The organism is Streptomyces sp. NPDC056600, assembly GCF_042792855.1.
Lineage (GTDB): Bacteria > Actinomycetota > Actinomycetes > Streptomycetales > Streptomycetaceae > Streptomyces.
The window spans coordinates 4,475-16,524 of the sequence record NZ_JBHTVQ010000018.1 but is presented as its reverse complement, the minus strand read 5'-3'; the positions used below and the strand labels follow the sequence as shown (position 1 = coordinate 16,524).

At 75.0% G+C, this 12,050-nt stretch carries 10 protein-coding genes and 1 pseudogene; 2 read left to right on the top strand and 9 right to left on the bottom strand.

Features of this window, described 5'->3' with window-relative positions:
* Positions 1-52: 52 nt before the first annotated feature.
* The 4 genes from recN to ACFRAV_RS11895 form a co-directional block, all read right to left on the bottom strand.
* Positions 53-1,780 (bottom strand): DNA repair protein RecN, encoded by a 1,728-nt coding sequence (recN, locus tag ACFRAV_RS11910; protein WP_382554221.1) that lies wholly within the window; start codon positions 1,778-1,780, stop codon positions 53-55.
* An 89-nt stretch (positions 1,781-1,869) separates the two neighbouring features.
* The gene (locus ACFRAV_RS11905; protein ID WP_382554072.1) at positions 1,870-2,787 is read right to left on the bottom strand and encodes an NAD kinase; all 918 of its coding nucleotides are present in this window, start codon (positions 2,785-2,787) and stop codon (positions 1,870-1,872) included.
* Positions 2,784-3,599: a TlyA family RNA methyltransferase gene (locus ACFRAV_RS11900; RefSeq protein ID WP_382554069.1), complete on the bottom strand. Its 816-nt coding sequence runs from the start codon at positions 3,597-3,599 to the stop codon at positions 2,784-2,786. Before ACFRAV_RS11900 ends, ACFRAV_RS11905 begins: the two co-directional genes overlap by 4 nt.
* 7 nt (positions 3,600-3,606) lie before the next feature.
* The gene (locus ACFRAV_RS11895; protein WP_382554066.1) at positions 3,607-3,891 is read right to left on the bottom strand and encodes a hypothetical protein; all 285 of its coding nucleotides are present in this window, start codon (positions 3,889-3,891) and stop codon (positions 3,607-3,609) included.
* Positions 3,892-3,933: 42 nt separating this feature from the next.
* Here ACFRAV_RS11895 and ACFRAV_RS11890 point away from each other — a divergent pair, with 42 nt between their 5' ends.
* On the top strand, positions 3,934-4,281 hold the full coding sequence (locus ACFRAV_RS11890; RefSeq protein ID WP_382554063.1) for an SCP2 sterol-binding domain-containing protein: 348 nt from the start codon (positions 3,934-3,936) through the stop codon (positions 4,279-4,281).
* A gap of 477 nt (positions 4,282-4,758) precedes the next feature.
* On the opposite strand, the gene ACFRAV_RS11885 is transcribed toward ACFRAV_RS11890, so the two are convergent.
* From ACFRAV_RS11885 to ACFRAV_RS11870, 4 genes are all read right to left on the bottom strand, one after another.
* Positions 4,759-5,595 (bottom strand): ABC transporter ATP-binding protein, encoded by an 837-nt coding sequence (locus tag ACFRAV_RS11885; protein ID WP_382554219.1) that lies wholly within the window; start codon positions 5,593-5,595, stop codon positions 4,759-4,761.
* Positions 5,596-5,627: 32 nt separating this feature from the next.
* Complete coding sequence (locus ACFRAV_RS11880; protein WP_382554218.1) at positions 5,628-6,650, bottom strand: FecCD family ABC transporter permease; 1,023 nt, start codon at positions 6,648-6,650, stop codon at positions 5,628-5,630.
* A gap of 56 nt (positions 6,651-6,706) precedes the next feature.
* Positions 6,707-7,762 carry a FecCD family ABC transporter permease gene (locus tag ACFRAV_RS11875; RefSeq protein WP_382554061.1) on the bottom strand — a complete coding sequence of 352 codons (1,056 nt, stop codon included), beginning with the start codon at positions 7,760-7,762 and terminating at the stop codon, positions 6,707-6,709.
* Between the two features lie 140 nt (positions 7,763-7,902).
* Positions 7,903-8,934: an HAD hydrolase-like protein gene (locus tag ACFRAV_RS11870; protein WP_382554058.1), complete on the bottom strand. Its 1,032-nt coding sequence runs from the start codon at positions 8,932-8,934 to the stop codon at positions 7,903-7,905.
* An 85-nt stretch (positions 8,935-9,019) separates the two neighbouring features.
* Here ACFRAV_RS11870 and ACFRAV_RS11865 point away from each other — a divergent pair, with 85 nt between their 5' ends.
* Positions 9,020-10,315: a DUF1015 family protein gene (locus tag ACFRAV_RS11865; protein ID WP_382554055.1), complete on the top strand. Its 1,296-nt coding sequence runs from the start codon at positions 9,020-9,022 to the stop codon at positions 10,313-10,315.
* Between the two features lie 396 nt (positions 10,316-10,711).
* Here the strand turns inward: ACFRAV_RS11865 and ACFRAV_RS11860 are convergent.
* A pseudogene (locus ACFRAV_RS11860) lies at positions 10,712-11,395 on the bottom strand (tetratricopeptide repeat protein); the annotation flags it as partial.
* Positions 11,396-12,050 lie beyond the last annotated feature (655 nt).

Genomic DNA, 12,050 nt, shown 5'->3' with positions numbered 1-12,050 from the left:
GCCAGAGCCCGGGCGGCCCGCCGACCGGCTCCACCCGCACGGGCCGTTCCGCTCAGAGTTCGGCGCGCGCCGCCGCCGCCGACTCCAGGAGCTCCTCGGCGTGGGCCCGGGCCGTCTCGGAGTCCTCCTGGCCCGCCATCATCCGCGACAGCTCACGGATCCGGTCCTCCCCCTCGAGCACCTTCACGCCCGAACGGGTGACCGACCCGTCGTTGGTCTTCTCCACGAGCAGCTGCCGGTCGGCGAACGCCGCCACCTGCGGCAGATGGGTGACGACGACGACCTGAGCGGTCCGCGCCAGCCGGGCGAGACGACGCCCGATCTCCACCGCGGCCTTGCCGCCGACGCCCGCGTCGACCTCGTCGAACAGGTAGGTCGGGACGGGGTCGGTGCCGGCGAAGACCACCTCGACGGCGAGCATCACCCGGGACAGCTCACCGCCGGACGCGCCCTTGGCGATGGGCCGCGCCGGGGCGCCGGGATGCGGGGCGAGCAGCAGCTCGACCTCGTCGACGCCGGCCGGCCCGTAGGCGACCGTGCGGCCGCCGACCTCGACGCCCTCGGGGTCCTCGGTCTGCCGGACGGAGAACGAGACCCGCGCGTGCGGCATGGCCAGCGAGGCCAGCTCCTCGGTGACCGCGGCGGCGAACCGCTCGGCGGCCTCGGTCCGCGCGTCGGTCAACTGCTGAGCCAGCGTGCCGAGTTCGACGCGCAGCGCGTCCCGCTCGGCGGTGAGGTCGCCCACCCGGTCGTCGTCGCCCTCGAGCTCGGTGAGCCGGGCGGCCGACTGCTCCGCCCAGGCCAGCACCGCGGCGACGTCCTCGCCGTACTTGCGCGTCAGCGCGGTCAGCGCGGCCCGGCGCTCCTCCACGGCGGCGAGTCGGCGCGGGTCGGCGTCCAGGTTTCCGGCGTACCCGGCGAGTTCGCCGGAGACGTCGGCGAGCAGGATGCCGATCTCGCCGACCCGGTCGGCCAGCGCGGCCAGCGCCGGGTCGTGCGAGCGGACCGCCTCCAGGGCGCGCTGGGCGCCGGAGACGAGGGAGCCGGCGTCGACGCCCTCGGGGTCCTCCGGGTCGCCGGCCAGCGCGGTGTGCGCGACGGTGGCGGCCTGCGCCAGCGCCTCGGCGTGCCCGAGCCGCTGCGCCTCGGCGGCCAGCTCGGTGTCCTCGCCCTGCCGCGGCTCGACGGCGTTGATCTCCTCCAGGCCGTACCGGAGCAGGTCGGCCTCCTGGGCGCGCTCACGGGCCCGGGTGGTGATCTCCTCGAGCTCGGCGGAGACCGCCCGCAGCCGCCGGTAGGCGTCCGTGTACTTCTCCAGCGGGCCGGCCACCGCCGCGCCCGCGTACCGGTCCAGTGCCTGGCGCTGGCGGTTCTGCTTCAGCAGGCCCTGCTGGTCGGTCTGCCCGTGCACCGCGACCAGTTCGTCGGCCAGCTCCGCGAGGAGTCCGACGGGCACGCCGCGCCCGCCCAGGTGGGCGCGCGAGCGGCCCTCGGCGGACACCGTGCGGCTGATCAGCAGGGCTCCGTCGTCGAGCTCGGCGCCGGCCTCCTCGGCACGGGTGACGACGGGCGCGCCGGCGGGCAGCGCGATGCGGCCCTCGACCACCGCGTTCTTCGCGCCGATCCGCACCAGGGCGGGATCGGCGCGTCCGCCGAGCAGCAGACCGAGGCTGGTGACGACCATCGTCTTGCCCGCGCCGGTCTCGCCGGTGACGGCGGTGAAACCGGGGGACAGCTCGACGACCGCGTCGTCGATGACTCCGAGCGACCGTATCCGCATCTCCTCCAACACGCCCCCGACCTTACGAGGTCTTCGGCCATGATCGCGACGCGCCCCCGTCCGGGCGTGCCGCCCGCAGGCGCCGCCGGTCAGTGCGGCGCGCCGCGCCAGCCGGAGACGGGGAGGGCGAACTTGGCCACCAGCCGGTCGGTGAACGAGGCGTGGTGCAGCCGCGCCAGCCGCACCGGAACGGCGCCCCGGCGGACCTCCACCCGCGCCCCGGGCGGGAGTTCGACCGTGCGCCGTCCGTCGCACCACAGCACGCCGGGCGGGATGTGCGGCAGCACCTCGACCACCAGCACCGAGTCCGGCGAGGTGACCAGCGGCTTGGCGAACAGCGCGTGCGCGCTGATCGGCACCATCAGCAGCGCCTCGACCTCGGGCCACACCACCGGCCCGCCGGCCGAGAAGGCGTAGGCGGTCGATCCGGTGGGCGTGGCGCAGATGATCCCGTCGCAGCCGAAGCCGGTCACCGGCCGTCCGTCGATCTCCAGGACGACCTCGAGGAGCTTCTCCGCGGAGACCTTCTGCACGGCGGCCTCGTTGAGCGCCCAGTCGGTGTGGACGACGCTGCCGTTGCGGTGCACCTCCACGTCGACCGTCATCCGCTCCTCGACCTCGTAGTCGCGGGCGACCACCCGCTCCACGACCTGGTCGAGCGCGTCCCGCTCGGCCTCGGCGAGGAAGCCGACCCGCCCCAGGTTGACGCCCAGCATCGGCACGCCGGAGGCACGGGCGAACTCCGCGCCGCGCAGCAGGGTGCCGTCGCCGCCGAGGACGATCAGCAGCTCGCACCCGTCCAGGCATTCGGGCGTGGCCTCGGCGACCGTCCGCACGCTGTCCGGCAGCGGCAGGTCGTGCGCCTCGGACTCCAGCACCCGCACGCCGAGTCCGGCGTCGAGCAGCCCGCGCACCACCAGTTCGGCGCTGCGGATGGCCGCGGGGCGCCCCGTGTGGGCGAGCAGGAAGACCGTGCGGTCCTGCCCGTCCGTTCTGCTCTCGCTCAACGCGGCCCCTCCGCCACTGCGCGTTCGACGTCGGCCGGGTCCAGGGCGGGCGCCCCGGCACGCAGCCACAGGAAGTACTCGACGTTCCCGGACGGTCCGGGCAGCGGGCTGGCGGTGACGCCGAGGACGCCGAGCCCCAGCTCGCCCGCCCGCCGCGCGACCTCCCGCACCGCCTCGGCGCGCAGCTCCGGGCTGCGCACCACGCCTCCGCTGCCGAGGCGTTCCTTGCCCACCTCGAACTGCGGCTTGACCATCAGCACCAGGTCCGCGTCGGGCGCCGTGCAGCTCACCAGGGCGGGCAGCACCAGGCCGAGCGGGATGAACGACAGGTCGCCGACGACCAGGTCGACGGGCACGCCGTCGATCTGCTCGACGGTCAGCTCCCGGACGTTCGTGCGGTCCTTCACCGTCACCCGGTCGTCGCTCTGCAGCGACCAGGCCAGCTGCCCGTAGCCGACGTCGACGGCCACCACGTGGGCCGCGCCGGCGCGCAGCAGCACGTCGGTGAATCCGCCGGTGGAGGCTCCGGCGTCCAGCGCCCGCCGCCCCTCGACCTTCAGACCAAGCGGCACGAACGCCTCCAGCGCGCCGGCCAGCTTGTGGCCGCCCCGCGAGACGTACTCGGGGTCGCCGTCGTCCTGGGCGACCACGATCGCCGCCGCGGTCTCCACCTGGGTGGCGGGCTTGGTCGCCACGGCCTTGCCGACGGTGACCCGCCCGGCGGCGATCAGCTGGCTCGCGTGCTCCCGCGAGCGGGCCAGCTTCCTGCGCACCAGTTCGGCGTCGAGACGGCGGCGTGCCACTCCTGCCACGTTCGGTTCAGCTCCTGTTGTCGTGCGGCATCGACGCGATGGGGTTGTCCAGCGCGGTGAGCGCCTCGCGCAGCGCCCCGTGTACATCCTCGTACACCTCGAGGTGGCCGTCGGCGGCGAGGTGGTCGGCGTCGGCGAGCCGCTCCAGCGCGGTGTCGACCCGGGCGTCGCCGGTGGGCGTGCGGGGCACACCGAGCGGGGCGGGGGCGGCCGGTTCGTCGGCCGGGTCGCCGGTCTGCTCCTGCGCCCCTTCGGCCTCCTCGGCCGCCGGTTCGGGTGGTGTGTCGCTCATGGCACGACGCTACCGCGTGGAGCGGGGGTACCGTCTGTCGCGATGGCCACGATCGAGGAGTGCCGTGCGGCACTGGAGGAGCTCGCCGGGCGTCTGGCGTCCGCGTCGGCCGCGGTGCGGGAGGCGGCGGGGGTCGAGCGGACCGTGAGCTGCCACGTCACCGATCTGGACGTCACCTTCACCGGGCGGCTGTCCGGGGGCCGCCTGGAGGTGCGGGACGTCCTTCCCGGGCGGCCCTCCGAACCGGCCCGCATCCGCCTCTCCACCACCGGCGACGACCTCCTCGCCCTGGTCGCCGGCACCCTCCCGTTCCCCCGCGCCTGGGCCACCGGCCGCCTCCGCCTCGAAGCCCCCCTCCGCGACCTCCTCCACCTCCGCACCCTCCTCTGACCCAGCCGCCCCTCCAGCGCACCGCACCCACCCTCCCCGCGGCACCGTTCCCACCCTCCCCGCGCCGCACCGTGCACCGTGCCCGCACCCCCTGCGGGCGGCTGGGCCGCCCAGGGGGCGGCACGGGCGGGCGCAGGGCGGCGCCCCCGCGGCGAGCGGCTCCCCCACCGTGCGCAAGCCGACGGCACCGTGCCCACGGGACCTCGCCGCAGCGCAGCTCAGGGCTCAGCCCCGGTGGACAGCGCCGTCTTGTTCCCCCGACCCGCCCCCTTCCCAAAGGGGCTTACCTCACGTGGAGCGAGCCGCCTGCCGAGGACGTGGGCCCCCGCGCCCACCCGTGCCGCCCCAGCGGCACGATTGCCCCCGGGGAGGCGGCAGGTGTGTCGGCCCTGCTGCCCGCCGCGCTACGGCAGGGCGGGCAGCAGGGCCGGGCCACCCCGCCAGGCCCACGGCGCGGCAGCAAAACCGGTCGCGGCGTTACGCGGGGAAGGCCGCGCGGGTCTTGCGGGAGGCCGGGACGACCAGAGGCGTGCCGGTCTCGGGGTCGGCGATCACCTGGCACCGGATCCCGAACACCCGCTCCACCAGCTCCGCCGTCACCACGTCCCCCGGCGCCCCCTCCGCGACGACCTCACCCTCCCGCAGCGCGATCAGATGCGTCGCGTACCGCGCCGCGTGGTTGAGGTCGTGCAGGACCGCCACCAGCGTCCGCCCGTGCTCCTCGTGCAGCTCCGCGCACAGGTCGAGCACGTCGAGCTGGTGCTGGATGTCCAGGTACGTGGTCGGCTCGTCCAGCAGCAGCAGCGGCGTCTCCTGGGCGAGCGCCATCGCGATCCACACCCGCTGCCGCTGCCCCCCGGAGAGCTCGTCGACGTACCGGTCCCCCAGCCCGGCGACGCCGGTGCGCTCCATGGACTCCTGGACCACCCGCTCGTCCTCGGGGGACCACTGCCGCAGCAGCCCCTGGTGCGGGTAGCGGCCGCGGGCCACCAGGTCGGCGACCGTGATGCCGTCCGGGGCGACCGACGACTGCGGCAGCAGCCCGAGCGTGCGCGCCACCTTCTTCGCCGGCAGCGACTGGATGACCTGCCCGTCCAGCAGCACCCGCCCCTCGCTGGGCCGCAGCATCCGCGACAGCGCCCGCAGCAGCGTCGACTTCCCGCAGGCGTTGGGACCGACGATCACCGTGAACGAGTTGTCGGGGATCTCCACCGACAACTCCCGCGCGATGACGCGCTGCTCGTAGGCGAGGGTGACGTTCTCGGCCGACAGTCGGTTCACGGCGCCGGTGCTCCTCTTCCCCATGTGCTTCATGCCCGTCGTTCCGACGCCGTCGTGGCGCGTGCTCATACCCGTCCGGCCTTCCGCTCGGCGACCAGCAGCCACAGCAGGTAGACGCCGCCCAGCGCGCCGGTGACCACACCGACCGGCAGCTGGTCGGAGCCGAAGGCCCGCTGCGACAGCAGGTCCGCGACGATCAGCAGGGCCGCGCCCATGGCCATCGACGGCACCAGGTTGGGCCCCGGCGTCCGGGTGAGCCGCCGCGCGAGCTGCGGCGCGGTGAGCGCCACGAACGCGACCGGTCCGGCCGCCGCCGTCGCGGCCGACGCCAGCAGCACCGCGCAGCCCAGCATCACCAGCCGCACCCGCTCGACGCGCACGCCCAGCGCGTAGGACGCGTCGTCGCCCATCTCGGTCATCCGCAGGCCCCGCTCGTTGGCCAGCACCAGCGGCACCAGCACCAGGCACAGCGCCAGCAGCGGCCACACCTGGGCCCAGTCCCGCCCGGACAGCGAGCCGGTCATCCACACCACGGCCCGCGCGGCGTCGACCATGTCGGCCTTGGTGATCAGGTAGCTGTTGACCGCGGTCATCACCGCGCTGACACCGATGCCGACCAGCACCAGCCGGTAGCCGTGCACGCCGCGCTTCCAGGCCAGCAGGTAGATCGCCGTGCCGGTGACCAGTCCGCCGACCAGCGCCCCGGCCGTCACGGCGGCGGCACTGCCGGAGAACAGCACGATCATGGTCAGGGCGCCCGCCGTCGCGCCCTGGCCGAGGCCGAGGATGTCCGGGCTGCCCAGCGGGTTGCGCGAGACGGCCTGGAACAGCGCGCCGGCCAGCCCCAGCGCGGCGCCGACCAGCAGTCCCACCAGCACCCGCGGCAGCCGCAGTTCCCGCACGATCAGTTCGTCGGCCGGGTGTCCCTCGCCGAACAGCACGCCCAGCACGTCCCCGAAGGACATCGGGAAGTCGCCGGTGCCGATCAGCACCACCGCCGCGGCGAACGCGACGAGGACCAGCGCCGCGACCACGGCCACCGCGCGCACCCGGATCCGCAGCGAGACGCGCCCGCCGATCCGCAGCACGGGCTGCGCGGTGGTCCGGCGCCCGGCGCCCGGACGTGGGGAGGTCTTCGGGGTTGTCACAGCTGCGCCGTCCTCCGCCGTCGGACCAGGAAGATGAAGAGCGGCCCGCCGATGACCGCCGTGACGATGCCGACCTGCAGCTCGGACGGCCGCACCACGACCCGCCCGATCACGTCGGCGCCCAGCAGCAGCACCGGGGAGAGCACGGTGGCGTACGGCAGGATCCAGCGCAGGTCAGGCCCGGTGAAGGAGCGCACCACGTGCGGGACCATCAGCCCGACGAAGACGATCGGCCCGCAGGCCGCGGTGGCCGCCCCGCACAGCAGGGTGGCCGCCAGCATGGACAGCGCCCGGGTCCGGTTGAGGTGGGCGCCGAGCGCCCGGGCGGTGTCGTCGCCCATCTCCATCGCGTTCAGCGGCCGGGCCAGCGCCAGCGCCAGCACCGTGCCGACGGCGATGAACGGCAGCACCTGTCCGATGCTCTGCCAGGACGCGGCGCCCAGCGAGCCGACGGTCCAGAACCGCATCCGCCCCAGCGCCGCCTCGTCGAGGATCATCAGCGCCTGCAGGTAGCCCTGGAGCGCGGCGGCGATCGCCATGCCCGCCAGCGCCAGCCTGACCGGCGTCGCGCCCCGGCTGCCGCCGAGGAACCACACCAGCGCGCCCACCACCATGGCGCCCGCGAAGGCGAACCACACGTAGCCGCCGACCGAGGTGACGCCGAAGAAGGTGATGGCCGTGACCACCGCCGCCGAGGCGCCCGCGTTGATGCCGAGCAGGCCGGGGTCGGCGAGCGGGTTGCGGGTCAGCGCCTGGAGCACCGCTCCGGCCAGACCGAGCGCCGCGCCCGCCAGCAGTCCCAGCACGGTCCGCGACAGCCGCTCCCCCACGACGACGTCGCCGTAGGTTCCGGTGTCCGCGAAGAGCCCGTGCCAGACCTGGCTCATGGTCAGAGGCTTGGCGCCGACCGCGATGCTCGCCGTCGCGACGACGACCAGCAGCGCGAGGGCCGCCACCAGGCCGACGGCCTTGGCGGCGGAGCGCCGCCGCTGCCGTGGGACCCCGGCGGACGGCGGCGCGACGCGCTGCGTGGAGGGAGTGTCTGTGACCACCCGGTTAGGTTAACCTAACCAACCCGCGGCCCCGCTCCCCCGTTCCCCTCCCGCACACGCGATCCCCGACCAGCTCCTCGGGGAGTCCCCCGCCGGCCCTCCGCCCGCCGCGCGCCGACCGTGCGCCGGCCCTCCGCCGGTCAGAGCCCCAGCCGGGCCAGCGCCTTCCCCGCGTCGAGCGAACAGGCCTCCTGCCCGCCGGCCGTCCAAGCCGCCGCACACAGCGCCCGCAGGCCGTCCATCGGCCCGCCGTCGCCGTCCAGCGTCAGCTCCTTCGGACCGGCCACCGCCGTCCAGCCGCCGCACCGGAACCCGTCGCCCTCCGGCGTCACCTCGGGCTGCGGCGCCAGCAGCCCCCGCAGGTCGGCGTCGACGTAGGTGGGCCGGTGTTCCGGCACCGCCGCCAGCAGCCGGGCCCCGTCGGTGACGCCGGTCAGCACCAGCAGCGAGTCCACGTCCCCGTTGAACGCGCCCTCGATGTCGGTGTCCAGACGGTCCCCGACGACCAGCGGCCGCCGCGCGCCGGTCCGCAGCACGGTCTCCCGGTGCATCGGCGGCAGCGGCTTGCCCGCCACCTTCGGCTCCGCGCCCGTGGCCAGCCGCACCACCTCGACCGCCGCCCCGTTCCCGGGCGCGATGCCCCGCGCCGTCGGCACCGTCAGGTCGGTGTTGGACGCGAACCACGGCAGTCCGCGCGCGATGGCGTAGCAGGCCTCCGCGAACCGCCCCCAGGCGATCTCCGGCCCGCCGTACCCCTGGACCACGGCCGCCGGGTCGTCGTCCGCGGACTCGACCGGCACCAGGCCGCGTTCCCGCAGCGCCACCCGCAGCCCCTCGCCGCCGACCACCAGCACCCGTGAGCCCTCCGGCAGCGCCTCGGCCACCAGCCGGGACACCGCCTGCGCCGAGGTGATCACCTCACCGGCCTCGGTCGGTATGCCCAGCTCCGTCAGGTGCCCGGCCACCGTGTCGGGTGTCCGCAGCGCGTTGTTGGTGACGTAGGCGAGGTGCATGCCCGCGTCCCGCGCGACGGCCAGCGAGTCCACCGCGTGCACGATGGCCTCCCCGCCCGCGTACACCACGCCGTCCAGGTCGAGCAGGGCCGTGTCGTAGGCCTCGCGCAGCACCTGCCCGCCGCTGCCCTCGGGCCGGGTCCTGACGGTCTGGCTCATGTCCATCGCTCCTTCTGCGCCGCTGGGGGTCCAGCCCTCTTCCCCCGATGATCCCTCACGCCAGGTGCGCACATACGATGCTCCAATGAGCACAGCAGGTCACCACGGGGAGCAGGAGCGGCACGGACTCGAACTCAGCCCGTTCCGGGGCCTGCGGTACGCGGCCGGCCAGGTCCGCAGCCTGGCCGCCGTCACCTCCCCGCCCTACGACGTGGTGGTCCGCCCCGACGGCCTCCACCACCTGGAGGCACTGGACCCGCACAACATCGTCCGGCTGATCCTCCCGCAGGCCCTCGACCCCGACGAGCGCAACGCGCGCGCCGCCGCGACCCTGCGCCGCTGGCTCGACGACGGCGTGCTGACCGTCGAGGAGGAACCCGCGCTCTACGTCTACGAGCAGCGGGCCGACGACGGCGCGCTGCAGCGCGGCCTGATCGGCGCCCTCCGTCTCTCCGACCCCGACGAGGGTGTGGTCCTCCCCCACGAGGACGTGATGCCGCATGTGGTGGCCGACCGGGCCGCCCTGATGCGGGCGACCTCCGCGAACCTCGAACCACTCCTGCTCTCCTACCGGAGCGACGGCGAGACCTCCGGCGCCGCCGCCGTCGTCGAGGCCGCCGCGGCCCGCGAGCCGCTGCTGTCCACCGTGACCGAGGACGGGGTCACCCACCGCCTGTGGGCCGTCACCGACCCCGCCGAACAGGCCACGGCCCAGGACGACCTGCGCGGCCGGCAGGCGCTCATCGCCGACGGCCACCACCGCTGGGCCACCTACCTCAGGCTCCGCGACTCCCAGCGGCCCTCTCCGGGCCCCTGGGACCACGGACTGGTGCTCCTGGTGGACACCGCCCGCTATCCGCTGCGGGTCCGTGCCATCCACCGGCTGCTGCGCCGGCTGCCGGTCTCCGACGCGCTGGCCGCCCTGACCGGCCTGTTCCGCGTCCGCCGCCTGGACGTCACCCTGCCCGAGGCCCTGGAGCACCTCGCGGCGGCGTCCGCCGAGGGCAACGCCTTCCTGCTCACCGGCGACGGCGCCTTCCACCTCGCCGACCGCCCCGACCCCCACCTGCTCGCCCGCACGGTGCCGTCCGGGCGGCCCGACGCCTGGCGTTCGATGGACGCCACCGTGCTGCACTGCGCATTGCTCGAGCACGTGTGGCACGTCCCTGAGGACTCGCCGGAGCAGATCACCTACATCCACGACGCCGAGGCCACCGTCCGGAAGGCCGAACGGGAGGGCGGCACGGCCGTCCTGCTCAACCCGGTGCGCGAGGACGTGGTCCGCGAGCTGGCCCAGCAGGGCGTCACCGTGCCCCGCAAGTCCACCTCCTTCGGGCCGAAGCCGGCCTCCGGGCTGGTCCTTCGCCTGGTCGGGGAGTGACCTGGGGCGCCGCGTGGAAACGAGAAAGGGCGGGGCCTCTTGGCCCCGCCCTTCCTCATGTCCTCACGCGTCGGGAGACTTGCAGGTCACCCGCCGTCAGACCTGGTCGTCGTCCTCGGACTTCTTCCGCTCGACGCCCTCGCGGTCCTCGTCGCCCTCGTCGCCCTCGTCGCCCTCGTGGCCTTCGTGGCCTTCGTGGCCCTCGGGCACGAAGTCGCCCGCGACGTCGTCGTCCTGGTCCTGCTCGTCACGCTCGACCCCGGTGCGCCGCTCGTCGCGCTCCTCCGCGTCGTCGGCGTCGTCGTCCGCGTCGTCGTCGGCGTAGGGCGCGTCGTCGTCCGCGGCGTAGGGCGCCTCGACGACGGAACCGAGCGCCTGCTCGTCCTCGTCGGCGGCGTCCTCGTCCAGCGCGTCCACGAACTCCACGCCGTCCAGCTCGGCCAGCCGGTCCGAGGCGTCGGTGCTGCCGTCACGGTCGGACTCGACCGCCTTGGCGAACCACTCACGCGCCTCCGACTCGCGCCCGGCCTCGAGCAGCGCGTCCGCGTAGGCGTACCGCAGCCGCGCGGTCCACGGGTGCACGGCGCTGGAGGCCAGCTCGGGGCTCTGCAGCGTCACGATCGCCGCGTCGAGCTGCCCCATGTCACGGCGGGCTCCAGCGGCGACCAGGCGCATCTCGACCTGGCCGGCCTTGTCCAGCCGCTGCACGTCGGGAGCGCCGGCCATGTCGAGGGCCTTCTCGGGACGGCCCATACCGCGCTCGCAGTCGGCCATCACGGGCCACAGTTCCACGTTGCCGGTCATCCGGCGGGCGGCACGGAACTCGGCCAGCGCCTCGGAGTACTTCTGGTTCGCGTAGGCGGCGAAGCCGGCGGCCTCACGCACCGCGGCGACACGCGACGCGAGCCGCAGCGCCACCCGCGAGTAGCCGTAGGCGCCCTCGGGGTCCTCGTCGATCAGCCGGGCGACCATCACCAGGTTGCGCGCGACGTCCTCGGCGAGCGTCTTCGGCAGGCTCTGGAGCTCCTGCTTGACGTCCTTGTCCAGCTCGTCGCCGGTGACCTCCTCGGGGATCGGCAGCCGCTTGATCGGCTCGCGGTCCCGCTCACGCTCCCGCTCCTCGCGGAAACGCCCGCCACCGCCACCACCGGCGCCACCGCGACGGTCGTCCCGGCCGCGGTACCCACCGCGGTCGTCGTCCCGACGGGGGCCACGGTCGTCACGGCGGAAGCCGCCACGGTCGCCACCGCGGTCGTCACGGCCGCGGAAGCCACCGCGGTCGCCGCCGCGGTCATCCCTGCGGAAGCCACCACGGTCGTCGTCGCGGCGCGGGCCACGGTCGTCACGACGGTCGAACCCGCCGCGGTCGCCACCGCGGTCACCGCGATCGTCACGGCGGAAGCCGCCACGGTCGCCCCCACGCTCGCCGCCGCGGTCGCCGCCGCGGTCATCCCTGCGGAAGCCACCACGGTCGTCGTCGCGGCGCGGGCCACGGTCGTCACGACGGAAACCGCCACGGTCGCCACCGCGGTCGTCACGGCGGAAGCCACCCCGGTCGCCGCCACGGTCGTCACGGCCGCGGAAGTCACTCCGCTGGGGCCGCTCGCCACGGCTGTCGTCACGACGGAAACCGCCACGGTCACCGCCGCGGTCGTCACGACCACCGCGGAAACCACCACGATCGTCGTCCCGACGCGGACCACGGTCGTCACGACGGTCGAACCCACCACGGTCG